Below are 24,900 nucleotides of genomic sequence, written 5' to 3'. Positions count from 1 at the left end.
GCGATGCGTCCGGCCCGCCGGATGGGGTTGGATCAGCCAGCCTTGACCGGCAGGGCGACGAAGCGGGATCCGTTTTCGCCTTCGATCCGGAACAGGACTGCCTTGCGGCCATCCTTTTCAGCGGTGGTCAGAGCCTTGGAGACATCTGCCGGTTCATGCACGGCCATACCGTTGGCTTCCACGATCCGGTCGCCCTGGCGCAGTCCCTTTTCGGCAGCCGGACCATCCGGATCGATGTCGGCAACCACGACGCCGTCGCCGTCTTCACCGGCCTGGTCGGCGGGAACAAGAGCCAGGCCCAGGTCATCAAGACTGGTCTTCTGGTCACCGGTCTCCGCAGAGGCCACCTTGTCCGGATCGTTCAGCTTGCCAAGGGTCACTTCGATGTCCTTGGTCTTGCCGTCACGCCAGACGGTCACGTCCACCTTGGTGTCCGGCGCATAATGCGCAATCAGCTTGGACAGTTCGCGCGGTCCGTCGATCTTGGTGCCATCCACGGCCAGGATCGTGTCGCCAGCCTTGAGGCCAGCCTTTGCGGCCGGACTGCCATCCTGCGCTTCCGCAACGATTGCACCCTTCGGCTCTTCAAGGCCGAGGCTTTCGGCAATGTCCTTGCCAACCGCCTGGATCTGGACGCCCAGCCAGCCGCGGACAACCGAGCCATCGTCCTTCAGATCCTTGACGACACCTTCTGCTGTCGAGGCGGGAATTGCAAAGGCGATGCCGACGTTGCCGCCGGAAGGTGAGTAGATCGCGGCATTGATGCCGATAACTTCACCCTTCATGTTGAAGGCTGGTCCACCCGAGTTGCCGTGGTTGATCGGCGCATCGATCTGGATGAAGTCATCATAAGGTCCGGCCCCGATGTCGCGGCCACGGGCGGAGACGATGCCCGCCGTCACGGAACCACCGAGACCGAAGGGGTTGCCGATCGCCAGAACCCATTCACCGACCACCGGCGCATCTTCGGCGAACTTCACATAGGTGAACTTCTTGTTTGCATCGACCTTGAGCAAGGCGAGATCCGTGCGCTTGTCTGCGCCCACCAGCTTAGCATCATACTCGGTGCCATCGTCGGTAACGACCGTGAACTGGGTGCCTTTGTCGACCACATGCTGGTTGGTGACGAGATAGCCGTCATCGGTGATGAAGAAACCTGAGCCCTGGGCCATGCCATAGCGGTGCGGCTGCGGCTTGCCCTGCCAGCCGTTGCCATTGCCTTGCCCCTGGCCATCTTCACCAAAGCGGCGGAAGAAGCGTTTCAGAGGGTGGCCATCCGGCAGATCGTTGAAGAAGTCCGGAGCGTCATTGCCGAAGGCCATCGCCTTGGGTTCCAGCTCCTGCTTGACCTTGACGCTGACTACCGCCGGCTGCACGGCCTTGACGACCGGAGAGAAATCCGCCGGGCCGGTGGTCTGAACCTGAACCGGATCAGCAAAGGCAAGCTGGTTCGGAATGATGGTCTGGACAGACAGGGCACCGGCCATGCCCAGAGCCATGACGCCAGCCAGAAGCTGGGTCTTGCGGCGGCGGAAGAAACCCTTCTTGGCGGTGGTGCTGGAAGAAACTTCAGATGCGCTCATGTTCGTCAACCTCGATGACTGTTTGTCTGGAGGCGGCTTTTTGGATCGCGGGGATGATCCCTTGCCGCTGTGTCGAGATTGAATATGGAACCGGCTGCCTTACAGCCGCCTGTCGGGAGGATTAAGCTTTTGTAATCTTCAAAGGATTTGAGAGGGTCCCGCAGAAGGTCCGCCAAAGAACACGGGCGCGTCCCCTGCCTGCCAGACCTTCAGCTTCGCCATGACCTCAGCGAATGCAGCGCTTGCCTCGAAGTCTCGCAGCCAGCGCGCAAGAGATGGCCAGTTCTCACGGTCAAACCAGTCCCGGTCGACATTGGCAAACTGCCGGACGAAGGGCAGGATCGCAAAGTCAGCAAGGCTTGCCCTCTGGCCATAAAGCCAGGGCGCCTTCGCAAGGTGGTCATTCAGCTCAAGGAGTATGCCCGCCGCAGCGGCCCTCTCCTGCCCGCAATTCGCCTCCGGATAGCGCGTGTCGTATTTGTAGCGGTCAAGATGCCGCTTGAACCGGCCATCTATCCGGGCGACCAGCCCCAGCATTTCATCCAGAGTTCCAAATTCTGGAGTGAGCCAGCCATCAGGATCACGTTCGCCGAGGGCCCAGAGCATCACGTCCAGGCTTTCATCGATAATCGAGCCTTCAGGCGTGCGCAGACAGGGCACGGTGCCGCTCGGCGAGGTTTCCAGGAACTCCGGCGCCTTGTCGCGCAATAGGATTTCCCTAATTTCCACCTGAAGCCCGGAAGCGCGGATGGCGAGCCTTGCCCGCATCGCATAGGGGCATCGACGGAACGAATAAAGGATGGGGAGCTCGGACATGTCTCCCGTTTCCGGCAAAATCCAAGCCTCGTCAAGCAGTTCGATCCGGCGAGCAACCTGTGGAAGACAATCCTGCCCGCCCGTTCCCTTCAGGACCGTCATCGGCTTCTGACGGAAAACCTTATACAATTGTGAAGAATTCCCGTGTTAGGAATTTGGTATCTAACTGGAAGTGCTTGCATGCTGGATTCATTGGTTGAGCTCGCGAGAGACAGTTCCGACGCCAAGCGGCATCAACTGGTCGATCACGTAACAGACCTCTATTCCTCCCGCGCTCACACACAGCGCGAGGAAGAGCTGACCGTCTACAACGGTCTGCTGGAAGGCGTTTACGACCGGCTCAGCGTGGAAGACCGCAAGACAATTTCCGAGCGGCTCGCCTCCATCGACAGCACCTCCCCCAGCCTTGCCATGAAGCTCGCCATGGATGATCTGGAGATCGCCCGGCCGATCCTGGAAAAGTCCTACGCCTTGAAGGAACCTCATCTCCTAGAGGTCGCCTCGACCATGGACAAGGGCCACCTTCAGTCACTTGCCAAGCGCAACTATCTCAGCAGCCGTCTGGCCAAAAAACTGGTCGAACGCGGCAGCCGCGAGGTCAAGGGCACAGTGGCCATGAACATCGGCGCCGAGATTTCCCAGGAAGATCTCGAGCGCATCATCGCCGAACTGCCCAAGCAGATGGGCGACAAGATCCGCCACCTGCGCAAGTCCACCGACGATTTGCTGAAGGAACTCTACCGGGATCCGTCAGAGGCCATGGTTGGCGACCCGCTGCCAAAGCGCCCCCGGCGCATGGAACCGGCTCAGTGGATCGCGGGCATCCGCGACGGCCATGTGTCTCTCGTCAAGGCCATCTCACAGCTCGCCTTCGAGAAGAACCTGCTCGACATCAGCCATCTGATTGCCGCAGCGCTTGGCATGACCCAGCCGCAGGTCGCCCATTACATGATGCGCTACGATGCCACCGGCACATCGGTTCTGTGCCGCGCCATCGGCATTCCGGACAGCGAATATGCAGCCATCTGCAAGGCACGCTGCGCTCATCTGAAGTTCCCGGCGTCGACCGGCAACAAGTGGCTGACAAATTATCACGTGCTGACGCCGGAAGACGCCCGGCGGATGACCAGCCTGCTGAAAGCCAAGCTGCGCTTCATGGGAACGCTTCAGGCCGCCTGACCGGCAATGCCGGGCCCCGAGGCCCGCTCATCGATCCAATTTCGACGCAGCCAGAGCCCGGAATCCGGTCTCAGGAGCCGCTCTTGTCGAGAAGCTTGATCAGCCGCTCTTCTTCTTCCTCGGTCAACGGCACTTCACGCACCCCTTCCGCGGTTTTGGCAGACCGCTTGCGGATCGCCAAAAACAGCCCAACCAGACCGCCGATCAAGGCTACCAGCGGCGCAAACCACAAGATCGCCGTATGCCAGGCAAACCGGGGCTTGAGCAGAACGAATTCGCCATAGCGCGAGACGAGATAGTCGACCACCTCCTCATCGCTGTCCCCAGCCACCAGCCGCTCACGGACAAGGATTCGCAGATCCTTGGCGAGAGGCGCATCGCTGTCGTCGATCGACTGGTTCTGGCAGACCATGCAGCGCAGATGAGCCGACAGCTCGCGGGCCCGGCCTTCCAGAACGGGATCCTTCAACACCTCATCGGGCGCAACGGCAAGCACAGGCGCAAGGCTGGCCAGAAGAAGTCCGAAAGCAGCGGTTAAGGTTCTGAGTTGTCTCATGCCCCTCACTCCGCAGGCTGGGCAGCAGGTGCTGCTGCCTTGGACTTGCGGGCAGGTTTGGGAGCCCCGACACGCAGACGCCTGTCGGCAATCGACACCAGTCCGCCGAACGCCATGATCACGCAGCCGATCCAGATCAGGGTGATCAACGGCTTGTAATAGACGCGAACATCGACCGCACCATCGCCCCGGCTCTCGCCCAGCGACAGATAAAGCTGAGACACACCCAGGGTCAGAATTGCCGCTTCCGTTGTCGGCATCTGGCGAGCGGTATAGACGCGCTTGGACGGATCCAGCCGGGCAATTTCAACGCCGCCCTGCCGAACGGTGAAATGGGCAACCTCTTCGGTGTAGTTCGGTCCCTTACGCGGAACAGCGCCCTCGAAGGTCATGTCGAAACCTTCCAGCGAGACAATATCCTGAGGCTTCATGGTCCGGATCTGTTCGACCTGGAAGGCTGAAGCCGTCACGATGCCGAGAAGGGTCACGCCAACGCCGAAATGGGCAATTGCCGTGCCCCAGACGGATCCCGGAAGACCGGTCAGGCGCGAGATGCCCCGGGCAAGCCCGACGTCCCGCAAACGGATACGGCCTAGAATTTCAGCGGCTGCCCCAACCATCACCCAGACCGCCAGGCCGACACCCAGAGGCGCCAGAACCATCTTCATGCCCCAAAGCCAGAAGCAGAAGAGACAGGCGGCAAGCGCAATGCCGAAGGCCGCGTAAAGCCGCTGGCTTGCCGCCAGCAGATCGCCGCGCTTCCAGGCCAGAACCGGACCGAAGGGAATGGCCATCAGCAGCGGCACGAGGATCGGGCCGAAGGTCAGGTTGAAGAATGGTGCCCCGACCGAGATCTTCTCGCCGGTGACAATATCAAGCGCCAGCGGATAAAGCGTGCCGACAAAAACAGCCACGGTCGCCGCCGTCAGGAACAGGTTGTTCAGCACCAGAGAACCTTCACGGCTGATCGGCGCAAACAATCCGCCCTGCTTCAGCATCGGCGCACGCCAGGCATAAAGGGTCAATGACCCGCCGATGAACAGGCACAGAAGCACGAGAATGAAGATGCCGCGTGCCGGATCCGTCGCAAAGGCATGAACCGAGGTCAGCACGCCGGAGCGCACCAGGAAGGTGCCGAGCAGCGACAGGGAGAAGGTGAAGATCGCAAGCAGGATCGTCCAGACCTTCAGCGCCTCGCGCTTTTCCATGACCAGTGCCGAATGGAGCAGCGCAGTCCCGGCCAGCCAGGGCATCAGCGATGCGTTTTCAACCGGATCCCAGAACCACCAGCCGCCCCAGCCGAGCTCGTAATAGGCCCAATAGGAGCCCATGGAGATGCCAAGGGTCAGGAACACCCAGGCCAGCAGCGTCCACGGCCGCACCCAGCGCGCCCAGGCGGCATCAATGCGCCCCAGCATCAGCGCGGCAACGGCAAAAGAGAAGGTGATCGAGAAGCCGACATAGCCGACGTAAAGCAGCGGCGGATGGATCGCCAACCCGATGTCCTGCAGGATCGGGTTAAGGTCATTGCCTTCGATCGGCGCCTGCGCGATGCGCGCAAAGGGATTGCTTGTCGCCAGAATGAACAGGAGGAACCCGGCTGTGATCCAGGCCTGAACGCTCAAGGTGGCAGAGCGCAAGGGAGCCGGAATGTTGCTGCCGAATGCGCCGACCAGCGCCCCGAAGAACACCAGGATCAGCACCCACAGCAGCACAGAGCCCTCGTGATTGCCCCAGACGCCGGAGATCTTGTAGATCAGCGGCTTGGTCGAATGGGAATTCTCCCAGACATTCACCACCGAAAAGTCCGAGGTCACATAGGCCATGGTCAGAGCGGCAAAGGACAGGCCAACCAGCAGGAACAGCATGACCGACACAGGCGGAGCGACCGCCATCAGCCGGTTGTCGCCCTTGAGCGCTCCCGTCACTGGCAGAACGGACTGGACCAGCGACAGCACCAGGGCCAGCACCAGTGCGAAATGTCCGAGTTCAACGATCATTGGCTCTCCCGCCCTCCTGCCGACCGGCTTTCGCCCGGCTTGCAGGTTTGTTGGACACCACGCTGGCGGATGGGTGGTCTCACCTCATCCCGGCCGGCATGCCGTCAGTTATCACCCTTCCAGACGCCTTGCTTCTTCAGCGCTTCGGCGACTTCCTTGGGAACATAATTCTCATCATGCTTGGCCAGCACGTTGTCGGCAACGAAAACACCATCGGGGCCAACCATGCCTTCGGTCACAACACCCTGCCCTTCCCGGAAAAGATCCGGCAGGATCCCGGTGTAGGTGACCTTCACGGTGTTGCTGGTATCGGTCACGCTGAAGGTGACATGCGCATCATCGGCCCGGACAACCGAGCCTTCCTCCACCAGACCGCCCAGCCGGATGCGCTGGCCGGGGCCAATGCCTTTCTCGACCACATCCGTGGGGCTCTGAAAGAAGACGATCTGATCATTCAGCGCATAAAGGATGAGACCGACTGCGGCCGCCAGAACAGCTCCGGCAGCGCCGATCATGGTCAAGCGCCTTTGTTTACGTGTCATGGTTTCGCGTCCATCATTTCACCTTCAAGGATCCGCCCCTCAGGAACCCTTAAAGGCCTGCTTCGCTCGCAAATGCATTGATCTGGCTCAGCGCCCCGGCATCATCCGCCAGGTTTTGCCGCGCTGAGGCCAGAGCCTCCTCCGCCTTGCCCTTGTCATCCAGAACCACATAGGCCCGGATCAGGCGCAGCCATTCATCCACCGTTCCGCCGCCATCTGCCAGACGTCCGGCCAGGTTCTCGACCATGCCCCGGATCATCGCCGTGCGATCATCGGCATTCATCGACTGGGCAGCAGTCACATCGGCCGCCGAAGGTCCCGGAAGAGCCTCGCCCTGCCCGCCAGCGGCACCTGGCGCTGCAACCGGCCCGCCCTTCAGCTCGGCCAGCTGTCTTTGAGCTGCCGGAACCCAGGGCTCGTTCGGATCAGCACCATCAAGCAGAGCATTCCAGGCAGCAACCGCGGCGTCCGTCTTGCCTTCCTGACCAAGGGCCAGCGCAAGGAAAAACCGGGCCTTGGCCATTTTCGGGTCCAACTCGACGGATTTTTCAAAGGCTGCATTGGCATCCGCGCTGACTATGCCATTGTTGGCCATGGTCAGCGCTTCACCATAGTCAGCTTGCCGCTTGGCAGTCGGCCCGAGAAGCCGGATCGTATTGAAATAGGCTTGAGCCGCCGACTGCGCATTGCCCATCCGCAGATAGACCGGAGCCAGCACGGCCCAGCCTTCGCCGTCATTGGGATTGTCAGCCAGGTGACGCTCCACCCGGGCCACGAGCATCTGAACCGACTGGGTCTCGGCCGGCGCGGAAAGACGGGCAATCAGGGGCTGGTCCGGCTGATCCGGCTCGCCGATGGCCGTGTAGATCCCGAAGGCACCGGCCGGCAGGAGCATCGCGGCCACCACGAAGACCAGCTTGCGCGGCCAGTTCGCCAGAACAGGACTTCCAGCCTCGGCGGTCTCAGCATCAGCAGCAGACAAAAGGCGCCGGGCGATCTCTGCCCGGGCCGCTCTTGCAGCTTCCGCGTCGATCACACCCCGCTCGAGATCCTTGTCAACCTCGGCAAGCTGCTGGCGGTAGACCGCCGCATCTGCGGCAGCCCCGGTCAGGGAAGCACCAGAGCGCCCGGCATTGGCACGGGCGAACGGCACGAGAACGGTGAGCGCAGCAGCAGCCGTCAAGGCCGCAATCAGGATCCAGAATATCATGGAAGCATATAGACCCAGCACCCCTGTAGAAGGCAAGTCTGGCCATCTGTGACCTGCGGTCGCGGTAGGAGTTTTCCTAAGTCTATGAGGATTTTCCGGTCACATTCCCGCGAGCAGGCCCAGCAATGGCACCACGCGCTGACGAACCCATTGGTCATCCAGCCTGTTTTCCGGACGTGAGCAGCTATTCGGCGACGGAAATCTGCAGCGTTTCCGGCTTGAACGGAAACTCGGGGCCCTTGGGAGCCGTGCGCTGCTTCTCCAGCGCCGTCTGGCGGCTACGCTTGAGCTGGGCGGAATAGTCCCCGCCGAAATAGATGTCGGACAGCATGATCGCCGTATCGACAGCGGAAAGATGCGCCGCCACATCCTGATCCGGCTGCTTGCTGAGATCGGAAATAAGCGACCGGGTCACGATTTCCAGCGTCTGCTCAATGACCTGGCGGGTGCGCTTGCCCACATCATTGACCGCGAACGTCTCCGACCCGTTGCGCACCATCACAGCGGTCCTCAGAGCGCGAACCGCCTCATCGATCGACGCACTGTCGATCTTGAGATTGCCAGCGGCATCCGTCTTCGGCACCTGCAGGGAGCGGCGCACCGCAGCCATGGCGTTCTGCAGTTCGCTGGTAACGGACGCAGAAATCTCGCGTTTGGTCTCGGAAAGCCGCTTGTGCCAGGTGCTGCTGTGGGAGAATTCCAGATCCTGCTCCAGCCCCTTCACCAGGTTATGGTAGTCAGACAGGGCCGTGGAGAAGGCAACCGGGTCCGGATTATGCTTGCGATGCTCCTGCGCCAGCATGTTGAGCCGCTCGGCCTCGCTTAGAACCACGTCGATAAACGGAGCAAAGCGGGAAGCGCTGATCAGCTTTGCGTCGGTCGTGTTTGCCAGCCGACCGGCAAAGCAGGCGAGATCCGATGGCGAATCCGCGCGCTCCATCAGCGCAACGGCCACCACCGGCACATGATCCGGAAAGCGCTCGGAACAACGCTGCACGATCCGCAGAATGCTGGTGTCTGCGCGGAACTTCTTCTCATTGAGCGTTTCAGGCACGACTTGAAGCAGGGGCATCAGCCAGTCTTCAGCCCCGAAGATCTTGTTGATGTCCTTGAGATCGGCAATGCCGCGTTCCCCGCCCACCTCGATGCTCAGCCGCCGGCGCTCCTTGTCGGAGCGGTCAATCTGATGCAGCGCATTGCTCATGGCATCAAGGGCGGTCCGGCGCAGGTTGGAAACCAGCAGATCCAGCTTGTCATCGCTGACTTTCGGCCGCAGCGCCAGATCCAGAACCTTTTTCACATCGGACGGCAAGAGGTCACGGCCAAGCCAGGTCCACACCCGGTCCAGCACATCCCGGTGAATACGCCCTTCCTGCTTGTTGGGCAGGAACTCGGTCACGAGAAATTCGTCAAGCGGTTGAAAAAACTTGCGCTGAACCTGCCCCTGACGAAGCCGCCAGGCCCGGCTTTCTGCTTCGCTCGGCTGGAACTGCCGGAGCATTTGCGCAGAGACCGTAAGAATCAGTTCGAAATGCGGATCATTCGAGCCTTCGGCCCGCGCGCGCTCGAGGCTCCGAACCAGCCCCTCGACAGCCTTGGGGCTAAGATCCTGCAAATAGCTCCTGATTTTATTCGAAACCAGTTCGGGGTTCGTCATGGCCTGTTAGCGTTCCAAAGGCATTCCAACACGGAACCTTAGGTCGAGAACGCTTAAGCAATGGTTGAGGAGAAGTATCCCACTTTCAAGACTTTCGACAGAAAGCCTTTAACGCCCAAGGCCTTAATCGTTTTGAGCAGAGCTGGACATGCACTTCAAGGTCGTTCCAACCGTGCTTCAGACTTGATCTGAAGCGAAAAAACCTCTTCCGCAACCCATTATAAGTAAAAGTACTTTCCGGATGCAGCTTAACCCAGGGTTTTCCAGGATCCATCGTCCTGACGGCAGGCTGTGCCACGCGAGACCAGATGCCGGGTCGACAGATTCATTTCGTGAACGAATTCACGGCAAGTGGTGTCATTGACCTGATAAATCGGCCCTGGGCGCACCTGTCCGCTGCGGCCAGTGGTGCTGTTCTGCCAGGCAACTGCGTTGCCTACACCCTGGGAGCGCAATGCCTGTCTCTGCGCTTCTGCGACCGCCTTGTGGTCGGAAACGTCGAGTGCCTGGCCAAACTCATTGTTCAAAAGAACCGAGATAGCAGTGCTTGCCTCTGCTTCAGCCACACCGGAAGAGCCGGCCCAGGAACTCGCCTGGCCGTTTCCAGAGACGGTCGAACAGCCGGCAAGTGCTGCCGACACGATCAAAACTGTTGCTGCCGCGGGAAGAAACCGCATCTATCGCTCCGGTCAAAGGATCCGGGCATGACCGGACCCTGTCAGAAATAGGGGTACTTTATGGCCGGAGTAGGCCAGTCGTTGCATTTTTTTTGTGATGCCGGTCACACTTGAGAGGAATGCAAACCAGCTGATCGATCTTACCCTACGTCCAGCACTTGTCAAATGGCCGGCAACACCAGACTTGCCTTCAAACCGCCCATTACCGAGCGGTCCAGATCCAGCCTGCCGCCATAGAGCGCGGCCAGATCTGCAACGATGGAAAGCCCCAGACCCGTGCCCGGAACCGTCTCGTCCAGACGGCGGCCACGCTTCACCGCTTCCCGCCGCTCCTCCTGGCTCAAGCCCGGCCCGTCATCCTCCACGACCAGTTCGAACAGCTCGCGTCCCACCCCGCTCTGGGCCAGGGGCTGAACGCTCACAGTCACCCTGCCCTTCGCCCACTTGCAGGCGTTGTCGATCAGGTTACCGGAGAGTTCTTCAAGATCCTGCTGCTCACCGCGGAATCTTAAGCCGGCCGGAACCGATTGAGACAACTGAATGCCCCTGTCCTGATAGATCTTGCCCATGGCCCGGCACAGCCTGCCAAGCACCGGATCGACATCGCAAGAGACGCCGATCACCCGCCGTTGCGCCGCCATGCGGGCCCGCTCCAGGTGATGCTGGATTTGCGTCGACATGATCGCCGCCTGCTCGCTCACCTTGTCTGCAAGCGGTCCCTGTGCAGCTCTGGCCTCGTTGGAAATCACGCTCAAGGGTGTCTTCAAGCCATGGGCCAGATTGCCCACATGGGTCCGGGCCCGCTCGACAATTTCCCGGTTGGAATGGATCAGCGCGTTGAGTTCGACGGCCAGCGGCGCAATCTCCACCGGCAGGTCCTCGTCGATCGTTTCCTCATCCCCCCGGCGCACGGCGGCCAGCGACGCTTGCAGCCGGACCAGAGGCTTCAGACCGATCCGGACCTGCAGGAACACCGCGCCGGTCAGCCCGGCTCCGATGACGGCCAGCGTCAAGGCGGCCATCTGCGTGAACTGGGCAAGATCCGCCCGGAACCCTGCAGTCCCGGCAGCAACCGCAATGATATAGGTGGCATTGCCGAACCGGACCCTCTGCTGGCGGACCCGAAGTTCTTCTCCTCCCGGGCCCGTTCCAAAGGCGCTCTGCGCCTCCTCACCCTCTAGGCTAGCAACGGTCAGCGGATCTCCGACCAATGACGGCGAAGCAAAGAGAATGCGTCCGGTCTCGCCGCTGCGCACGGTCCAGTACCAGCCGGAAAGCGGCAGGGAAAAGCGCGGTTCGATGATCCCCTTCGGTGCCTGAACCGCAAGCATCGCCTGGGTTTCCCTGGGCACATCCGCCGAGGTTGCATCCGGCACCATCTCTGAAAGGATCGTCTTGGCATAGACTTCGAGCTGGGCATCAAAGGCCCGCTCGCTGGCCGTCCGGTAAAGGCCGACCAGGATCACCCAGGCAATCGCCAATGCGAGCACCGACCATCCGGCAGCCACCAGTACGAGCCGGCGCGACAGGGACCGGCGGCGCCAGCCAGAGGCAAGCTTCAGCCGTTCTGCCAGGGGAGCGGCAGGCTTTCCTGACGGTTCGGAGGCGGTCTTATTCGTCAACCGGATCCCCCAGACGGTAGCCAAGCCCGCGCACGGTCTCGATCATGTCCGAGCCGATCTTCTTGCGCAGGCGGCCGACGAAAACCTCCACGGTGTTCGAATCCCGGTCGAAGTCCTGCTCATAAAGATGTTCGGTCAGCTCGGTGCGGGAAATCACCTTGCCCCGGTGATGCAGAAGATAGGAAAGCAGCCGGTATTCGTGGGAGGTCAGCTTGATCGGACCACCATCCACCGTCACGCGGCCTGCCCTGAGATCCAGACGGATCGGACCGCAGATGATCTCGTTGGAGGCATGACCTGCCGCCCGGCGCACCAGCGCCCGCACCCGTGCCAGCACTTCTTCCATGTGAAAGGGCTTGGCCACATAGTCGTCGGCGCCTGCGTCAATACCAGCTACCTTGTCAGACCAGCGGTCACGGGCTGTCAGGATCAGGACCGGCATGGTCTTGCCATCCCGGCGCCAGTTTTCCAGCACGGACAGGCCATCGAGCTTTGGCAGCCCCAGATCCAGGATCACCGCATCATAAGGCTCCGTATCGCCCAGGAAATGGCCTTCCTCGCCGTCAAACGCCTTGTCGACGGCATAGCCAGCCTCTCCCAAGGCGGTCACGAGCTGGCGGTTCAGATCGGCATCATCTTCAACGACGAGCAAACGCATGCGGTTCTTCCCAAAAATGATATCCGGCTCATGGGAGCCCAAAAGAAATGAAAAGGCTCAGCGGCCTGCAGGCAGCACGACCGTCTTGACCTGCCCACCAATCAGAACAGACAGCCGGTAGACATATTGCCCGCCCTCGACACACAGCTGGGCCTTGACGATCTCTCCGCCCGCAGCCCCCTTCAGCGATCCGAGAGAGGCTGCCTTGCCGCTCGCCACCGCATCACGGGCCTCTGCCTGCGAAAGGCATTGAGCCTGCGCAGCAGCCTGCATCTGGCCCAGCGCCAGAAATGTCAGCATGATCACGGCAAGAAAATGTTTCACCTGTCTGTCCCACACGCCTGCGGCAAGCGCCGCGGTTCCATTTCAGGCAGAACGGCCACACCCTTCCGCCACCGGTTTGTCCCGATTGCGTAACTTGGCAGTCCTGCCTTGCCCGTCAACCGGAATATGACCTTTGAAATACGGGATGACACCTGAATGGAACCTGAACCGGGTCTTCAGGGACAGGATTGAGGCAATAAATTCGAATGGAAAAATCGAAGCGCCGCTCCCCCCGCTCTCGGGACGCTGCACTCAACAGTCCGCGGATTTTCTCCGCGCTTCCATGCTCCGGTAAAAATCCTGCAGGGTTTTGCCGGGCTCCTTCTGAAAGGTCTCGCCCGTATCAGCGATGGACTGCATCCGGTCCAGGCGGAACATGCGAAAATCATCGCGCAGCTCGCACCAGGCCACCAGTGTCCAGACCTTGCCCCAGAACCACAACCCCAACGGCCGCAGCGTGCGGTCACTGCCCTGCCCTTCCCGGTCGGCATAGACCACATGAAGCCTGGACCGGCGGTTGCTGGCCCGCTCCAGAAGATCGATCCTGAGCCGCAGCTCCTGGGTCATCTCCGGCGCAATCGCGTGGATCTGCACTTCCGACGTGCTTTGTCGCACCGCGTCCGGCAGCACCGCATCGATCTTGACCAGGGCTTCTTCCGCCGCCCGCGCCATTTCCGTGCCGCCCCAGGCGCGGATCAGCCGGGCTCCGGCCATCAGCGCGGTGATCTCGTCGCGGGAAAACATCAGCGGCGGCAGATCGAAACCGGCCCTTAGAATATAGCCGACCCCGGCCGCACCATCGATCGGCACGCCCGAGGTCTGAAGATCCGCGATGTCGCGATAAATGGTCCGCTCCGACACTTCCAGCCATTCCGACAACTGACGGGCGCGCACAAGCCGCCCGCCACGCAGGTACTGGACAATCTGGAACAGTCGGTCGGCGCGGCGCATTCCTTTGCCTCTTAACTGGTGAACAGACCGATGGAGTTGCCATCCGGGTCCATTCCATAGGCGAATGTGCCCGCCGGGATGGTGATCGGGTCGGAGACCATTTCACCGCCAGCCTTCACGAAACGCTCCATGGTGTCGGCCAGCTTGTCCGGGCAGAGCAGATGAATGGTCGGACCTGTGCCCCGTGCCGGCGGCTTGCCGGGATAAAGATGGCCAGACCGGCCGCCCTTTTCCACCGGGAACATGGCGATCTCGTTGGGTTGCATCGCCACCCGCTCCAGCTCTGTCTGGAACACCTCATTGTAAAAGGCAATCGCCTTGTCGAGGTCCGACACGGGCAGCTCGAACCAGACCATGGTATTTGCAGGTTTGAAAGTCATCAGGATCTCCCTGTTATGCGTTGACGGGAGAACCTTAGCAAAGCCCTCCTGACAGCCTTCTGTCAGGAGCCTTGTCTTGCCATGTCAGAATCTTGCCATGCCCAAAAATTGTCAGCCCCCTGCCTTGCCGCCCTGAGCCTTCCAGCCCCGGGCCAGCCCGCGCGCGCCATCAACCAGAAACAGGCTGGTGATGATCGCCCCGCCCCAGTCCCGCAGAACCGGCACTTCCGAAATCCTCCAGCCGAAATGAAACACGCTGTCCAGGCACACTGCCGCCCACCAGAGCCCCAAGGGCAGCACGAAGGCGAGCCGCCCGAGCCGTGCGGCCGAGAAGAAATGATCCGCCTCGGCCAGGAGCACCTTGCGGGCTTCCGATCGGGCGGCAATCTCGCCCTTGATTTCCTCCGCCGCCAGCTCCGCGCCAATGCGTTCGCGTTCCGTCGCACTGTCCAGCCGCCGCTCCATATGAGACAGCAGCCTGTCCAGCAGGGCACCGGACAGGAATTTCAAGAGCAGCGCCATCATGGTTTGGCACTCTTGCGCCAGCCCGCCGGTCCAACGGTCACATGGCGCAGCACGATATTGGCAATCCCGAGGCCCAAAATGACCATCTCCGCCGTCTGGTGTGGCAGGATCGCCGACCAGTCAAACCCGGACGTATAAGTCACAAGCTCCTTCACGATCACCAGAAGCCCAATGGCTCCGTTGAAAACGAGGGTTTTCCAGCCTTCCATCTTCGAGCTCCTTTCCGCCAGCCGCATTTCCCGTTTCAGGACGAAGCCGTGCTCTCCCGTCCCACCCAGCGCTTAGCCCCGCTCTGCATCCAAAGCGACGTGACGACCGCCGCAATCCGCCCCCGGAAGCGCCAGACGACACCAATGGCCAGCACAAGAAGCAGCAGGCAGAGCCCTGCCAGAAGCGCGGACTGCCAATGGAAGCCGGCGAGACTGACCGCCCCCGATCCGGCCAGCCCCAGGCCAGCGCCCGTGCGCTCGGCACCCTTTTTGGCCATCAGCCGGGAAAGAAGGGAAAGCGTGGCCGGGCCGATCTGGCCGTCCACAAGCAAGGGCGGGTTGTCCCGCTGGAATGCCCGCACAGCCGCCTTGGTGCGCTGTCCGGAAAGGCCATCAACAGGTCCGGGCTGATAGCCAAGTTGGGTCAGAGCTGCCTGTGCCTCGTGAACCGCGGGATCGGTTGCCGCCTCATTCGGACCAAGGGGGAAGACCGCAGATCCATAGTCTCCGGTCTTCAAGAGGTCCGCTTCATCCTTGCGGCGGCGCTCCAGCCCTTTCAGCCTGCGCCCGCCCGCCGTCACCCCCGTCTGAGCGAGCAGCCGGGCAGCCCCGTCCCGGTCTCCTGAGCGCAGGGCCGCTGCCCATTTCCAGCCCAGCGCCCGTGCGCCCAGATTGTAGATCACCGACACGCAGGCATCGAATTCGGACTGGGTCAGATGCGCGAGCGCCTTTTCGACCGGCGGCGCATATTCCTCGTCCAGCATGGTCAGGAGCAGCTTGCTGGCGTCCTCCCGGCTGAGCACATTGCCCACCTTCAGGGGGCCGCCATGCCGGCTCAGCCACCAGGATGCAAAAATGCGCGAGCGCATGGTGAAACCATATCCAATGGTCACAACGCCTGCCGGATCCAGATAGGCCCGCGAGGCAAATCCTTCATGGGCCGCGATAAACGCAAGCCCCCTCTCACTGACTTTCATATGTCCCCCCGTCTTCCCATCAGCCCCAGTCTCAGCCCCTGTCAAAGGTCCGGCTTGCAGCTCACCCCTGCGGCACCACCGGCAGCATGCAATGGACGGCGACGCGGACCGTGCCGCCGGTGAAGCTGCCGCCGTTGGCGGTCACCCGGACGGGCGTGTCACTGTAAAAGGCCGTCGGCCCGATCACCCCGGCATTTGTCGCACCTGCGGAAATGCCAAGTGATCCGCCGAATTTCGAGGTCTCCCCCGCCAGTCCGCAGTCCTAGGACGCAGCACCCGTGACCGCTGTGACAGTGCGGGTTGACACCCCTAAGACCACGGCCCGGTTCGGGATCAGCGGAGCCGTCTCCGCATAGGCCCCGGACAGGCCACTCAAGGTCGCCTCAAGAACCGCGATGCGGGTCTCGGCCCCATGGGGAGACTGGGCCACGAGAGTATTTTCGAGAACCATCCCGGCCTGCTGCCGCCATTCCCCGCCGAGAAAGGTGATCACCGTCTCTTCATCCGCGGCGACAGCCGTCATTCCCTCGAAGGCGGTGAGGAAGAGCCAGGCCCCATCCAGCCACAGGGCGATCCTGCCGTCCTTGCCAAGCCAATCCCCTGCCGCGCCACCCGCCACCAGCCAAAGCGCTCCCTCCTCCGGATCGGCAGGTGGCTCGGACAGGGAGCGGCTCTTGAACAGCGGCTGCGTCAGCGCATCCAGCCGCAGCAAAGCCTCGTTGTGGGTCACGTGTTTCTGGGCCTGCGCTGCCGCAAGCAGCGGCAAGGCCAGCCGGACTGTGTCAGACATAAAGGATCGCCTTTCTCGTGGGGCCACGGCCTGCGGCTGCGGAAAACTGGCAGACGGCCAAAGTGAGAGTGGATTGCTGCGAGCCGAAATCGGCCATTTCGCTGGCTGCCGGATAAAGCACTTGCGGCGTTGCAAGACTGAAACTGCGCAGAACTGCACCGCCCGGCCCGAGGATTTCGGCCACATAGGCTTCCTGCTCTTCTGCCAGCGGCACCTCCGCCTGCTCCCAGCTGTCCCCATTGAGGCGGGTCTGGCGGATCCAGGTAAAAAGCACCCCGCCGCCGGTCCGGCGCGCCTTCAGATGCACCGGCGCCAGCGGCACCTGCCCCCGCCCGCTTGCCGCATGAGAAAACGCCAGCACCCGGCTGTCCTCCAGCGACAGGCCGCCCGGCACCAGCCGGTAGGACAGGCCAAGCCCCTTCAGTCCGGCAGCCACCGGCACCAAGGAAGCTCCACCGCCATCCAGCAAAACCACGTCACTTCCCGCAGCAGCGCCGGTCAGCATCTCCGGCTCGGTTCCCTTCTGCCCCCGCAAAAGCCGGCTCAACCGCCAGGTCCGGGATCCGGTCAGCACCGCTTCGACGAATTGCAGGATCTCGAACCCGCCGCCGCTGGTGCACACCGCCAGCGCATTGGCTCCGGCCAGCACCTGTTCCAGAGGGCGGGACTGGAGCAACCCGCCGAACATCTCCACTTCCGGCATGTTCATCCGGTCAAAGACATCCACCGGCCCGGCCAGGAGCGAAGTCTTCAAACGCCCCATTGTGGCCGGCTGGGTCACGCTCAGCACCGTTTCAAAACCGCTGTCTCCGGCCGAACGCACAAGGGTCATGCTGCCGGGCCATGGCCGCGCAAAGGCGGCAAGCCTTGGCGAGAGGCCATCTTCCGAACTTTCCAGCACCGGCAGATCCATCAGGAACCCATGGGGCACCCCCGCATCCGAACTGCGGAAGGGCACCGATCCGGACAAGGGCGTGGCGGACACAGCCGCCCGCGTCGCCCCGGTGCGCAAAGCCTCGACCTTGCGCAAGTCCGTGTCTTCGATGCTTTCGATCCGAAGCGTCAGGGGCGGCGAAAAGCTCTGCCCCGGAACACTGGCCAGGGACACCACATCCCCCGGTTCCAGATCGGGCCGCAGGGGCGACAGGGTCAGCGTCAGCCGCTCCCGCTCGCCCCAGATCCGCGCCAGCCGACGGTCGGCGGCCTGTTGCAGTACGCCCGGATCCACCACGGCTTCCAGATCCACCGTCTCCACATCGCGGCTTCCACCGGACAGCCTGCGCGATGCCGCGACCCTGCGCTGATAATCTGCGGATGGGTCTTCCGCCGACAAACGCACCTCGGAGGCAAGCTCGCTCTCCTGCGCCCGTGTCCGGCTCAGGATTGCCTCCCCGTCCGATGCCTCCGCCAGATCCTCAAGGCCAAGTTCGACTGTGGCAAAAGTTCCTGTGTCGCTGATGAGCACCTGCGTGCCCTGATCGCTCGCGCTTGCCCCAAAGGCATCCAGCAACGGCTCAAGGATCTGCCGGGCGGACACAGGGCCCGCAACCGCCAGCCCCTCCACCACGCCGCTCAGGCTGCCCACTGCCACATCCTCGGAAGCAATGCCGAAATCATCGAGCAGCCGCCGCACCAGCCCGCCCAGCGACACGCTCCCCAGCCGGCCGTTCAGCCAATGGCCAGTCTGCCAGTTTTCCCCGTCCGCCCAGACGTCCCCATAGTTCGGAAAGGCCGGATAAGGGCGCGCGTCCCAGGTCCACAGGTGAATGTTGGCCGGGTCCACCATCCGCCCGCCATAGACCGGCGAGACCGGATTTTCCCCCTGCGGGAGATCCGGATGCCGGTCATCCCAGAAGCTCAAGGAGGCTTCCAGCGCCCGCCGCTGGATCAGATCGTCCCGCGTTCCCCTGGAGAAATGAGGCAAGGCGCTCTCGGAGGACTTCGGATCGGAAAAGACATTCGGCTGGTTCGCGCCCAGATCCACCGCCGGAACGCCAAGTTCGGTGAACCAGACCGGCTTCGACATGGGCACCCAGGCGGTCGGGCTTGCCTCCTCCACGCCACTTGTGCGCTCGAAGTGGCTGTTCTCCCACCACCCCTTCACATCCTTGGACCGGTAGACCCAGGGCTTGCCATAGGCCCCATCACTGATCGGACTGCGGCTGCCTGCCTGCCGGTCCTCATCGCTCGCATAATACCAGTCGTGATATTCCCCGCCCCTGATCCCTGCCCTCAACAGGCTCAGATCATAGGGATCCCGGTTGCCATCCGGATCGCCACCCTCGCGCATGTCCGCCATCGGCAGATAATTGTCGATGCCGACAAAGTCGATGGCCGGATCCGCCCAGAGCCGGTCCAGCGGGAACCGCAGATCTCCACCGGCCATTTGCCGCCCGCCATATTCGGACCAGTCAGCCGCATAGGAGAGGCGGGTGTCAGATCCCAGCAGTGCCCGCACCTCTGCCGCCAGAGCAGCCAGTCCTTCAACGAAGGGAAAGCTGCCATCTCCGGCTCGCGCGCCCGTCAGTTCCCTCAGCTCCGATCCGATCAGAAAGGCATCGGCTCCCCCGGCCGCTTTTGCCAGCGCCGCCATATGCAGGATATGCCGGCGGTACGACCATTCCGCAGGTCCGTGATAGCTGACCGCACCACCCGCGACCGTGAAATCCGCAGCCGTCACGGTTCCAAAGAAACTGGCCGCGTCGCTGTGAACATCGCCCACCGCCCTGATCCGCCCCCGCCAAGGATAGACCGGCTGCTCCGCGCCGCCCTCCGGATCCGGCAGGCCATTGCCCTCCGGGATGTCCATCATCAGGAAGGGATAGAGCATCACCCGAAGGCCCCGTGCCTTGAGATCGGCAATTGCCGCAAGCACACTGGCATCCGCAGGCGTCCCCCCAAAGGCCGGAGCTCCAGATCGCGACGAAACGGCAAATGCCTCCTCCCGCGCCAGTCCCGCCACCGACCAAGTCATGCCCGCCGTGGTTTTTGCGGCTTCCTCTACCTTCGGCCGGAACAGGCATTGCCCGGCCCTCAGGTCATCGCCGAACCAGGTCACCACCAAGGCCACGCTTTCCAGCGCCGGGCAGACCGCCTGCAAATCGTCCAGCGAGGCGGCCCAGTCGGTTTCCGCAAGGCTCGAATGATGGTTGAGGCTTTCCGTTTCGCCCGGAAGCAAGGTCTGGCTGACCGGCACGGTGGAATAGACGAATTCCCCCGCCCCCGGGATCATGGTCACGGCCCGGATCTGGCTTTCCAGCGGCTCGATCGCCCGCAGGACCTCGAAAGCAAGCTGCGGAATGCGGTTGCCGAAATCGGCCAGCGCCAGCCGCTCGAACACCACATAGGCCGTGCCGCGATAGGCCGGAGCCTCGCCCTGAAGTGCGGCGATCAGCGGATCCGGCTCCTGATCCCGCGTGCCTCTATAGACGCGCATGGAGAGACCCGCCGTTTCCAGCTCCTTGCCATCCGCCCAGACCCTTCCGATGCGGGTGATCGGCCCCTCCGCCAGCGCCACGGCGAAATTGGCAAAATAGGAAAAGCTCCGCACGGTCGTGGACGAGCCCCCGCCCTTGCCCCCGGCGCTTTCCTCGCTCACCACTTCCTCGAAGTTGGTTGCCCAGATCACCTGTCCCGCCAGCCGCACCCTGCCGTAGACCAGCGGCAAGGGCGCGCCTTCGTTGGAGGTCTGCACCGTCAGATCCGACAGGCGCGAGCCTTCAACTGTGCGTTTGGACCCAAACAGAAGCCGGTCGATCCCGGCGCCAGCCACCGCTCCAACCGCCTTGCCGAGGATCGCTCCGGTCCCCCCAAGGCCGAACAGCCCGCCAACAGCAGACCCGGCAGCCGCAAGGATCAAGGTTGCCATGACGCTTCTCCCGGAAAACGGAATGCATTGGAAATTCTTCTGCGCCAGGCCGGCACCAGCGGGCTTTCGATCACCCCCACCCGCTCATAGGCATGGATGAGCCTCTGGCCTTCGGAGAGCAGCCCCACATGGCGGGCGGGCACACCGTCACGCCAGCGGAACAGAAGAACGTCACCAGGCAGCGCCGCCTCGATGGCGATTTCCATCAGCCAGCGCCGCCCCGCCTCCATCAGGTCCTCGCGACCGGCCGCGGACCAGTCCGGCGGATAGTCCGGCGCCTCTTCGGGCTCCCGCCCGTACAGTCCGCGCACGACCCCGCGCAGGAGACCAAGGCAGTCGCAGCCCGCCCCGAGACAACTTGCCTGATGACGGTAGGGCGTTCCGAGCCACAGCCGCGCTTCGGCCAGCGCCCTATCCCGCATGACCGCTCCATCGGCATCACCTGTTTCAGGAAACACGCGGACCTCCATCATTGGTGCCCGTGTTGCGGGTGGGATAGGAGAGTACGAAGTCCGTTCCCGGCAGATGGGGGAAACCCTGGAAATTCAGCCCATTGGCGAATTTTGCCCGGCAGGTGGCAAAACGCTTGTCGCATCCGGCCGAAATCAGAACCTCGATCCCGGCCGCAAGAGCCGTTGGCGGGGCCTGCCAGAGGGAGATCAGCGCCCCTGTCGAAGTCAGGGTATGGTTGGCAATCTCGCTGGCAAAGCCTTGCCGCTCCCCATCCAGCACCTTCAGCAGACCACCGGTAAACCAGCCTTCCTCATAGGTTCCAGCGCCCACCAGCTGCACATCGCCCGCGGCCGTCGCGGAGACGACCACTGCCACCGTGGTGTAGTCAGGGTCCTCCAGATCCACGCCGCAGCGCGCATCGCCGAGATCCGCATCGCAGCTGCGCGAATAGACCCGGCCATACCTGGCCTCCAGCACATGGGCGAGACCCCGGAGTTCCGCCTGAAAGGCTGCCCCCTTTCGGCTGACCTCACCGATCCTGGCCCGGCGCAAAGCCATCGAAACGCTGCCCCCGGCGCTCCAGTCGACCAGATGAACGCTCACCTCTGCCCCGTCCCAAAGGCCCGCCTCCAGCTCATCCTCGCTCAAGGCCGGGCCGCTGAGCGCGCCTGCCACATCCCCGGCAGCTGCCGCGAACCCCGGACCGCTGGTGCGGGCCGAGGCTTCCAGCCCATTCTCCGGCAGGCAAGTCACACCTGAAACGGACACCGGCCGGTCATGATCGGTAAACCCGCATTGAACGCCATCCGTCCGGGTCACCACCCAGCAAAGCGCAAGCGTCGTCTCCCGCCGCAACAGGCGTGCGGCAAGATCCGTTGGGATCGTTTTCATTTGGAGGCTCTACAATTTCTAGGGAGAAAAAACAAAAAACCCGGCACAAGGCCGGGTTTTTGAAAGCTGCTTCAGAAGGTGTCTTATGCCGCTTCTTTGGCTTCCTGGCGATTGTTCGACAGGAAAAGAGGCGTGCTCTTCAGACCAGAGACTCCAATCACATCAAGTGCATAATGGACAGCTTCTATGATCGCTTGCTTTTGAGCTTGAGTAGTCATCACACTTCTCCCTATGACTGGATAGTCGGAACAATATGTTGCTATTTAGTTACATATAGCCATGCGCCAGTCATTTTCACGGACTTATACACATCGGCACGATCAAGACCAGCCCCGAAAGCAGAAAAAAGAGAACGCTCAGCTGGACTGCGAAGATGAAATTTCACGTGATCTGATTGCATATCGTCGCTGTCAGATATTTCCAAAATACCCAACAGCGTCCCGATCAAAACAGACGCATATTCATCGATCTTGTGATCATCAAAATCATATGTGGGTGCCACAGTTAAATATCGCACTCTCAGAACGCGCCCCGTGTAACCCGGAAGAGACGCGCAATTCAGCTGACAAACGGCAAGATACCGCTCTCCATTATGAAGCGCATAAACACCAGCGACAGAAGAAGGATCTTCAATTAGACTTTTAAAAACAGGAAAAACGGCCGCCGCGTAGTCCTCAAGTTCCTCCTCATATTGCTCACATTGTTCCCTCCAATCTTTTTCAAAGCTTTCCCATGAATGACCATTGACACCTAGTTTCACCAAATCCATTGAACGTCACGCCCCCAAAAAAACAACCATAAGATACTTATTTTTCATCATCCACCTAAATTTGCATGTCAAGCAATCTTGATTTCCACCAGCGGAATGGTCGGGATGTCGCCCGCCTCGAAATGGGTCAGGCTCACCTCCAGCCGGTCCGTGTCGAACCGCACCGGCACGTCGAAGGTAAAGCCTGCCGTGATCGCAACGCCTTCCGCCGGCGGCACGGCAAACACCAGATCTCCCGTGCCCTCGTTCAGGGTCACGTCACTGCCGATGACCTGCATCACGCCGTCGAGCGCCACCCTCAAGGACCCGGCATCCACCAGCCGGATCTCGCGCACATAGGCCGTTTCGCCGCTGCCATAGGTCTTGCGCGGCACGAAGCGGGTCGCCGTCCCGTCCCCCGTGCCGAGCGGTTGATCGCTTGCCATCGGCAAGCCGCCATCGCTGCGGCTGGAATGGTCGAACGGATCCCGGAAGCGGAACCCGTAGAGCCGGCCCCGCGCCTTTTCAAACAGCGAAAGGACCGCCCGCAGGTCTGCGAGGGAGCGGATGCCGGTGGAGGCATCATAACGCCTGCGGCTGTCCGCCCATCTTGCGTTTCGCGCCTCGAAGCCGGAGGCGAGCAGCACCACGTCCGTCCGCCGTTCCGGCCCGCCCAGCGCCCCGAAGGCCACTGCCGATGGAAACCGCTCGTCGAGGATGGATATCATGGAAAAAACTCCTTCTCCGCCGCTCAGGATTGATCTGGCTCAAGGTGCCGCTCTTCAAGCCCGGTCATCTTTGCCCCCGTACCAAGGAGGGCACTTGATGAGTCACGTACCGCACGAGTTGCATGAAGAATTCCCGCAGGCCGTTGAAGCCTTGCGCACGTTGAAGACATCCAATGCGCATTTCGCCCGGCTGGCGGACGAGTATCACGAGGTGAACCGCGAGATTCACCGCATCGAGAGCGAAGTCGCTCCGGCTTCCGATCAGGCTCTGGAAGAGCTGAAGAAACAGCGCCTCAACCTCAAGGATCAGATTGCCGTCCTGGTGACGGCAACCGAAAACACCGGCTCCTGAGCCCCTCCTTTTTCAGGCCGGTGTCAGAGCCCGCGCCGTCCCCGTCCGACGGCGCGGGCCACCATTGCCGAGATCTGCGCTTCCGACCTGCGGAAGCTCTCGGCGTCCCGGGCGGCCACATTGATCTGCACCCGCGGCCCCTGCTGGCCGCCCTGTCCGGTCCGGATCCCCAGCCTGCCGTCGGAGCCCCGGCTCAGCGGCAGGATCGCTTCGGCACCCGCCTCCCCGGCCACTCCCAATCCGCTTTCCAGTCCGAAATAGGTTGGCGAAGCCACCACCCCGCCCTTGGCAAAGGGCATGACCGACCCGAGAAGCGAAGCCGCTCCGCTTGAGAGGGTCGAGAGCAACCCGCTGCCACCTGATCCGGCCTGACCACTGACCGCATTGACCGCAGCGCTGGTCAATGAATTCAGCGTTGAGCTCACCACCCTGGAGGACAGGGTCAGGGCCATCTGCCGCATCACCGTATCCAGCGTTTTCCCGTCCACCAGCGCCGATTTCATTCCGCTGGAAAGCACCGAGGAAAACTGCGAGGCGCTGCGGGTCACCTCCGCCATCTGCTGCGAGAACCTGCTCAAGTCTCCAAGTGGCAATTCCACCTGTCCGCCATCTTCGTCATTCGCCATTCATCAGGGTCCTTTTCACAAGCCCTCATCGGGGAACTGCTCCATCAACCGGCCGAAATCACCACGGCCAATCGCGGCGTTCCGGCGGTTCAGCCCCAGTGCCGCCGCCAGTTCCTTGGGCGTTGCCGACCAGAAATCGGCCGGGCGCCAACCGAGCCCGCCCATGGCCCGCTCCATCAAGGCCTGCCAGGGCATGGGGCTCAGACGGCCGGGCTCCCGGCAAAAGGGCTCTCCGCATCCTCTTCTTCCGGATCTTCGTTCGTGCCGAAAGTCACTTTCAGAAGATCGGCGGCAATTGCGGCAAAGCCCAATGCGCCCCCGGCAGATGTCATCGAGGCCACCTGCTCATCGGTCACCGCGTTTCCGGCCCCGCGCAATCCCGCGCCGATCACCCGGATGAGATCCCGGGCCGAGATCCTGCCGCTTGAAAACCGTTCCGTCAGACCTGCCAGGCTGTCTGCTGCAAAAGCCGCTTCCAGCTCCGCCAAGGCCCCTAGCGTCAGGACCAGTGTCCACTGGCGTCCGTCCAGACAGGCGGCAATCTCGCCGCGCAAGCGATTGGGCATGCTTCTCCTCCC

At 62.1% G+C, this 24,900-nt stretch carries 29 protein-coding genes; 2 read left to right on the top strand and 27 right to left on the bottom strand.

What is annotated here, in order from left to right; translation table 11 throughout:
* Window positions 1-32: 32 nt before the first annotated feature.
* On the bottom strand, window positions 33-1,583 hold the full coding sequence (locus tag BUA94_RS05705; RefSeq protein ID WP_073009913.1) for a Do family serine endopeptidase: 1,551 nt from the start codon (window positions 1,581-1,583) through the stop codon (window positions 33-35).
* Window positions 1,584-1,721: 138 nt separating this feature from the next.
* Entirely contained in the window at window positions 1,722-2,399 is a 678-nt protein-coding gene (locus tag BUA94_RS05700; RefSeq protein ID WP_073011031.1) for a glutathione S-transferase, read from the bottom strand.
* A 180-nt stretch (window positions 2,400-2,579) separates the two neighbouring features.
* Here BUA94_RS05700 and BUA94_RS05695 point away from each other — a divergent pair, with 180 nt between their 5' ends.
* The gene (locus tag BUA94_RS05695) at window positions 2,580-3,578 is read left to right on the top strand and encodes a DUF2336 domain-containing protein (RefSeq protein ID WP_073009911.1); all 999 of its coding nucleotides are present in this window, start codon (window positions 2,580-2,582) and stop codon (window positions 3,576-3,578) included.
* Between the two features lie 70 nt (window positions 3,579-3,648).
* On the opposite strand, the gene BUA94_RS05690 is transcribed toward BUA94_RS05695, so the two are convergent.
* From BUA94_RS05690 to BUA94_RS05600, 22 genes are all read right to left on the bottom strand, one after another.
* A complete protein-coding gene (locus tag BUA94_RS05690; RefSeq protein ID WP_073009909.1) occupies window positions 3,649-4,134 on the bottom strand; it encodes a cytochrome c-type biogenesis protein in 486 nt (161 codons plus the stop codon).
* A 5-nt stretch (window positions 4,135-4,139) separates the two neighbouring features.
* On the bottom strand, window positions 4,140-6,134 hold the full coding sequence (locus tag BUA94_RS05685; RefSeq protein WP_073009906.1) for a heme lyase CcmF/NrfE family subunit: 1,995 nt from the start codon (window positions 6,132-6,134) through the stop codon (window positions 4,140-4,142).
* 104 nt (window positions 6,135-6,238) lie between these two features.
* Window positions 6,239-6,676, bottom strand: coding sequence for a cytochrome c maturation protein CcmE (gene ccmE / locus BUA94_RS05680; protein ID WP_073009903.1), 438 nt, complete (start codon window positions 6,674-6,676; stop codon window positions 6,239-6,241).
* Between the two features lie 49 nt (window positions 6,677-6,725).
* Window positions 6,726-7,886, bottom strand: a complete 1,161-nt coding sequence (gene ccmI, locus BUA94_RS05675) for a c-type cytochrome biogenesis protein CcmI (RefSeq protein WP_073009898.1) — start codon at window positions 7,884-7,886, stop codon at window positions 6,726-6,728.
* A gap of 184 nt (window positions 7,887-8,070) precedes the next feature.
* Window positions 8,071-9,501: a hypothetical protein gene (locus BUA94_RS05670; protein WP_073009891.1), complete on the bottom strand. Its 1,431-nt coding sequence runs from the start codon at window positions 9,499-9,501 to the stop codon at window positions 8,071-8,073.
* 290 nt (window positions 9,502-9,791) lie between these two features.
* Window positions 9,792-10,220, bottom strand: a complete 429-nt coding sequence (locus BUA94_RS05665) for an RT0821/Lpp0805 family surface protein (RefSeq protein ID WP_073009884.1) — start codon at window positions 10,218-10,220, stop codon at window positions 9,792-9,794.
* A gap of 161 nt (window positions 10,221-10,381) precedes the next feature.
* A complete protein-coding gene (locus BUA94_RS05660; RefSeq protein WP_084081718.1) occupies window positions 10,382-11,842 on the bottom strand; it encodes an ATP-binding protein in 1,461 nt (486 codons plus the stop codon).
* Window positions 11,832-12,500 carry a winged helix-turn-helix domain-containing protein gene (locus BUA94_RS05655; RefSeq protein ID WP_073011025.1) on the bottom strand — a complete coding sequence of 223 codons (669 nt, stop codon included), beginning with the start codon at window positions 12,498-12,500 and terminating at the stop codon, window positions 11,832-11,834. The genes BUA94_RS05660 and BUA94_RS05655 overlap by 11 nt, the downstream gene beginning before the upstream one ends.
* Window positions 12,501-12,557: 57 nt before the next feature.
* Window positions 12,558-12,824 carry a hypothetical protein gene (locus BUA94_RS05650; RefSeq protein WP_208979974.1) on the bottom strand — a complete coding sequence of 89 codons (267 nt, stop codon included), beginning with the start codon at window positions 12,822-12,824 and terminating at the stop codon, window positions 12,558-12,560.
* A 252-nt stretch (window positions 12,825-13,076) separates the two neighbouring features.
* Window positions 13,077-13,775, bottom strand: coding sequence for a helix-turn-helix transcriptional regulator (locus tag BUA94_RS05645; RefSeq protein ID WP_073009881.1), 699 nt, complete (start codon window positions 13,773-13,775; stop codon window positions 13,077-13,079).
* An 11-nt stretch (window positions 13,776-13,786) separates the two neighbouring features.
* Window positions 13,787-14,155 (bottom strand): VOC family protein, encoded by a 369-nt coding sequence (locus BUA94_RS05640; protein ID WP_073009878.1) that lies wholly within the window; start codon window positions 14,153-14,155, stop codon window positions 13,787-13,789.
* Between the two features lie 111 nt (window positions 14,156-14,266).
* Window positions 14,267-14,680, bottom strand: coding sequence for a hypothetical protein (locus BUA94_RS05635; protein ID WP_073009876.1), 414 nt, complete (start codon window positions 14,678-14,680; stop codon window positions 14,267-14,269).
* Complete coding sequence (locus BUA94_RS05630; RefSeq protein ID WP_073011018.1) at window positions 14,677-14,889, bottom strand: hypothetical protein; 213 nt, start codon at window positions 14,887-14,889, stop codon at window positions 14,677-14,679. The genes BUA94_RS05635 and BUA94_RS05630 overlap by 4 nt, the downstream gene beginning before the upstream one ends.
* A 35-nt stretch (window positions 14,890-14,924) precedes the next feature.
* Complete coding sequence (locus tag BUA94_RS05625) at window positions 14,925-15,866, bottom strand: glycoside hydrolase family protein (RefSeq protein WP_073009873.1); 942 nt, start codon at window positions 15,864-15,866, stop codon at window positions 14,925-14,927.
* Between the two features lie 61 nt (window positions 15,867-15,927).
* Entirely contained in the window at window positions 15,928-16,053 is a 126-nt protein-coding gene (locus BUA94_RS23920) for a hypothetical protein (protein ID WP_328586278.1), read from the bottom strand.
* A gap of 75 nt (window positions 16,054-16,128) precedes the next feature.
* A complete protein-coding gene (locus BUA94_RS05620; protein WP_328586277.1) occupies window positions 16,129-16,656 on the bottom strand; it encodes a DUF2793 domain-containing protein in 528 nt (175 codons plus the stop codon).
* Complete coding sequence (locus BUA94_RS05615; RefSeq protein ID WP_073009868.1) at window positions 16,649-20,524, bottom strand: baseplate multidomain protein megatron; 3,876 nt, start codon at window positions 20,522-20,524, stop codon at window positions 16,649-16,651. Before BUA94_RS05615 ends, BUA94_RS05620 begins: the two co-directional genes overlap by 8 nt.
* Window positions 20,512-20,946, bottom strand: coding sequence for an NlpC/P60 family protein (locus tag BUA94_RS05610; protein ID WP_073011015.1), 435 nt, complete (start codon window positions 20,944-20,946; stop codon window positions 20,512-20,514). Before BUA94_RS05610 ends, BUA94_RS05615 begins: the two co-directional genes overlap by 13 nt.
* A 25-nt stretch (window positions 20,947-20,971) precedes the next feature.
* Window positions 20,972-21,868, bottom strand: coding sequence for a DUF2163 domain-containing protein (locus BUA94_RS05605; RefSeq protein WP_073009863.1), 897 nt, complete (start codon window positions 21,866-21,868; stop codon window positions 20,972-20,974).
* A gap of 83 nt (window positions 21,869-21,951) precedes the next feature.
* Window positions 21,952-22,086 carry a hypothetical protein gene (locus BUA94_RS23875; RefSeq protein WP_268877508.1) on the bottom strand — a complete coding sequence of 45 codons (135 nt, stop codon included), beginning with the start codon at window positions 22,084-22,086 and terminating at the stop codon, window positions 21,952-21,954.
* A gap of 41 nt (window positions 22,087-22,127) precedes the next feature.
* A complete protein-coding gene (locus tag BUA94_RS23265; protein ID WP_139251018.1) occupies window positions 22,128-22,637 on the bottom strand; it encodes a hypothetical protein in 510 nt (169 codons plus the stop codon).
* A 68-nt stretch (window positions 22,638-22,705) separates the two neighbouring features.
* On the bottom strand, window positions 22,706-23,344 hold the full coding sequence (locus BUA94_RS05600; protein ID WP_073009857.1) for a DUF2460 domain-containing protein: 639 nt from the start codon (window positions 23,342-23,344) through the stop codon (window positions 22,706-22,708).
* A 97-nt stretch (window positions 23,345-23,441) separates the two neighbouring features.
* Here BUA94_RS05600 and BUA94_RS05595 point away from each other — a divergent pair, with 97 nt between their 5' ends.
* The gene (locus BUA94_RS05595) at window positions 23,442-23,696 is read left to right on the top strand and encodes an HP1242/YdcH family protein (protein ID WP_073009851.1); all 255 of its coding nucleotides are present in this window, start codon (window positions 23,442-23,444) and stop codon (window positions 23,694-23,696) included.
* A gap of 23 nt (window positions 23,697-23,719) precedes the next feature.
* On the opposite strand, the gene BUA94_RS05590 is transcribed toward BUA94_RS05595, so the two are convergent.
* The 3 genes from BUA94_RS05590 to BUA94_RS05580 are packed head-to-tail and all read right to left on the bottom strand — an operon-like array spanning window position 23,720 to window position 24,888.
* On the bottom strand, window positions 23,720-24,322 hold the full coding sequence (locus BUA94_RS05590) for a phage tail tape measure protein (protein ID WP_073009844.1): 603 nt from the start codon (window positions 24,320-24,322) through the stop codon (window positions 23,720-23,722).
* 15 nt (window positions 24,323-24,337) lie between these two features.
* Window positions 24,338-24,517: a phage tail assembly chaperone gene (locus tag BUA94_RS05585; protein WP_073009841.1), complete on the bottom strand. Its 180-nt coding sequence runs from the start codon at window positions 24,515-24,517 to the stop codon at window positions 24,338-24,340.
* Between the two features lie 5 nt (window positions 24,518-24,522).
* Entirely contained in the window at window positions 24,523-24,888 is a 366-nt protein-coding gene (locus BUA94_RS05580) for a gene transfer agent family protein (protein ID WP_073009838.1), read from the bottom strand.
* Window positions 24,889-24,900 lie beyond the last annotated feature (12 nt).

The organism is Roseibium suaedae (assembly GCF_900142725.1).
Classification (GTDB): domain Bacteria; phylum Pseudomonadota; class Alphaproteobacteria; order Rhizobiales; family Stappiaceae; genus Roseibium; species Roseibium suaedae.
This window is presented reverse-complemented; position numbering and strand designations above follow the sequence as displayed.

Excerpts from the sequence above, each read along its gene's own strand:
- BUA94_RS05700 (WP_073011031.1), bottom strand. The coding sequence starts at position 2,399 with ATGTCCGAGCTCCCCATCCTTTATTCGTTCCGTCGATGCCCCTATGCG.
- BUA94_RS23875 (WP_268877508.1), bottom strand. The coding sequence starts at position 22,086 with ATGACTACTCAAGCTCAAAAGCAAGCGATCATAGAAGCTGTCCATTAT.
- BUA94_RS05605 (WP_073009863.1), bottom strand. The coding sequence starts at position 21,868 with ATGAAAACGATCCCAACGGATCTTGCCGCACGCCTGTTGCGGCGGGAG.
- BUA94_RS05645 (WP_073009881.1), bottom strand. The coding sequence starts at position 13,775 with ATGCGCCGCGCCGACCGACTGTTCCAGATTGTCCAGTACCTGCGTGGC.
- BUA94_RS05690 (WP_073009909.1), bottom strand. The coding sequence starts at position 4,134 with ATGAGACAACTCAGAACCTTAACCGCTGCTTTCGGACTTCTTCTGGCC.
- BUA94_RS05620 (WP_328586277.1), bottom strand. The coding sequence starts at position 16,656 with ATGTCTGACACAGTCCGGCTGGCCTTGCCGCTGCTTGCGGCAGCGCAG.
- BUA94_RS05600 (WP_073009857.1), bottom strand. The coding sequence starts at position 23,344 with ATGATATCCATCCTCGACGAGCGGTTTCCATCGGCAGTGGCCTTCGGG.
- BUA94_RS05585 (WP_073009841.1), bottom strand. The coding sequence starts at position 24,517 with ATGCCCTGGCAGGCCTTGATGGAGCGGGCCATGGGCGGGCTCGGTTGG.
- ccmE (WP_073009903.1), bottom strand. The coding sequence starts at position 6,676 with ATGACACGTAAACAAAGGCGCTTGACCATGATCGGCGCTGCCGGAGCT.
- ccmI (WP_073009898.1), bottom strand. The coding sequence starts at position 7,886 with ATGATATTCTGGATCCTGATTGCGGCCTTGACGGCTGCTGCTGCGCTC.
- BUA94_RS05635 (WP_073009876.1), bottom strand. The coding sequence starts at position 14,680 with ATGATGGCGCTGCTCTTGAAATTCCTGTCCGGTGCCCTGCTGGACAGG.
- BUA94_RS05640 (WP_073009878.1), bottom strand. The coding sequence starts at position 14,155 with ATGACTTTCAAACCTGCAAATACCATGGTCTGGTTCGAGCTGCCCGTG.
- BUA94_RS05695 (WP_073009911.1), top strand. The coding sequence starts at position 2,580 with ATGCTGGATTCATTGGTTGAGCTCGCGAGAGACAGTTCCGACGCCAAG.
- BUA94_RS05685 (WP_073009906.1), bottom strand. The coding sequence starts at position 6,134 with ATGATCGTTGAACTCGGACATTTCGCACTGGTGCTGGCCCTGGTGCTG.
- BUA94_RS05630 (WP_073011018.1), bottom strand. The coding sequence starts at position 14,889 with ATGGAAGGCTGGAAAACCCTCGTTTTCAACGGAGCCATTGGGCTTCTG.
- BUA94_RS05665 (WP_073009884.1), bottom strand. The coding sequence starts at position 10,220 with ATGCGGTTTCTTCCCGCGGCAGCAACAGTTTTGATCGTGTCGGCAGCA.
- BUA94_RS05590 (WP_073009844.1), bottom strand. The coding sequence starts at position 24,322 with ATGGCGAATGACGAAGATGGCGGACAGGTGGAATTGCCACTTGGAGAC.
- BUA94_RS05610 (WP_073011015.1), bottom strand. The coding sequence starts at position 20,946 with ATGCGGGATAGGGCGCTGGCCGAAGCGCGGCTGTGGCTCGGAACGCCC.
- BUA94_RS05580 (WP_073009838.1), bottom strand. The coding sequence starts at position 24,888 with ATGCCCAATCGCTTGCGCGGCGAGATTGCCGCCTGTCTGGACGGACGC.
- BUA94_RS23265 (WP_139251018.1), bottom strand. The coding sequence starts at position 22,637 with ATGGATTTGGTGAAACTAGGTGTCAATGGTCATTCATGGGAAAGCTTT.
- BUA94_RS05655 (WP_073011025.1), bottom strand. The coding sequence starts at position 12,500 with ATGCGTTTGCTCGTCGTTGAAGATGATGCCGATCTGAACCGCCAGCTC.
- BUA94_RS05615 (WP_073009868.1), bottom strand. The coding sequence starts at position 20,524 with ATGGCAACCTTGATCCTTGCGGCTGCCGGGTCTGCTGTTGGCGGGCTG.
- BUA94_RS05705 (WP_073009913.1), bottom strand. The coding sequence starts at position 1,583 with ATGAGCGCATCTGAAGTTTCTTCCAGCACCACCGCCAAGAAGGGTTTC.
- BUA94_RS05625 (WP_073009873.1), bottom strand. The coding sequence starts at position 15,866 with ATGAAAGTCAGTGAGAGGGGGCTTGCGTTTATCGCGGCCCATGAAGGA.
- BUA94_RS05595 (WP_073009851.1), top strand. The coding sequence starts at position 23,442 with ATGAGTCACGTACCGCACGAGTTGCATGAAGAATTCCCGCAGGCCGTT.